2 protein-coding genes are annotated in these 1,026 nt (G+C 53.8%); both read right to left on the bottom strand.

Annotation, left to right across the window (positions count from 1 at the left end; translation table 11 throughout):
* Positions 1-195: 195 nt before the first annotated feature.
* Positions 196-426, bottom strand: a complete 231-nt coding sequence (locus BUB54_RS19825; RefSeq protein ID WP_048880650.1) for a hypothetical protein — start codon at positions 424-426, stop codon at positions 196-198.
* A partial coding sequence (gene parA, locus BUB54_RS19820; protein WP_073212048.1) for a ParA family partition ATPase occupies positions 423-1,026 on the bottom strand: 604 nt, incomplete at its 5' end. The genes BUB54_RS19825 and parA, both read right to left, overlap by 4 nt.

Below are 1,026 nucleotides of genomic sequence, written 5' to 3'. Positions count from 1 at the left end.
TTTGCTATTTCTGGGCTATGATCTCCAAGCCAGAAGGTTAAACCACACGGCACCGCTTACTGCCGCCGCGCCCCGAGAGCGTTACGCGAATCGCGCCTCCACCCTCCAGGTAAGGCACATTCCGTAGCAGCTAAATTTGAAAGTCCAGTTTTTTTTCAATCTGTTGTGGAGTAGCATAGACACAGAATTGTGTATTTACGATTTTCCGTATTTCTGTACCAAAATTTCCCGCAGTTCATCCGCAATCTTGGTGCCACGCATAGCGCACTGCCCCTTTATCGCACGGTGCAAACTCTCCGGAATATCAATGGTCAGCCGTTTCATCGGCACGACCTCGCCAGCATTACGGCTCTCCACCCACGCATCTGCAGCGGCCGGAACAGCCCTAGTGGTGGGCTTAGCCCCAATAGAGATTTTTTTGCTCATTGCGCATACCCCATCAATTCGGTCGCCACTGCCTCGACCTCAGCCGTTGCCGGTCCATTCGCATCCAGTTCAAAAACAGCTTGGCCATGGGCTGCGGCCTCTGCAAAGATCACCCGCTGAGTGATAACGGCTTGCAGGACTGGAACCGGATATGCGGCAAGTGCCTCACGCACATCACGTCCGATTGCCGTATTTGTTATTTTACGATTAATTACAAAAACTGATTTGATGTTTTCTTTATAAATGCGCGCCTCTTCTATCAGTTTTACCACTTCCTCCGCAGCCCAAATATCGTAAGGGCTGGGCTGAACAGGAATCACCACAATGTCCGCCGCCATGATCGCGGAACGGGCCAAGTCGGTCACACGCGGCGGCCCGTCGATCACAATGTGATCGTACCCGTGCCCGATCTGCCCAATTTCCTTGTGGATAGACGGCCTGGGAAAACCAGCCACGGAAAAAAGCGGATCACCTTCGCGGGCTGCAGCCCAATCCAAGGCGCTACCCTGCGGATCTGCGTCGATCAACAAAACCCGCGCACCGGCGCGTGTAAGGCTCGCAGCAAGGTTCACGCTGAGAGTTGTTTTCCCTACCCCCCCC

This window comes from Acidocella aminolytica 101 = DSM 11237, assembly GCF_900129125.1.
Taxonomy (GTDB): Bacteria; Pseudomonadota; Alphaproteobacteria; order Acetobacterales; family Acetobacteraceae; genus Acidocella; species Acidocella aminolytica.
This window is presented reverse-complemented; position numbering and strand designations above follow the sequence as displayed.

Excerpts from the sequence above, each read along its gene's own strand:
- BUB54_RS19825 (WP_048880650.1), bottom strand. The coding sequence starts at position 426 with ATGAGCAAAAAAATCTCTATTGGGGCTAAGCCCACCACTAGGGCTGTT.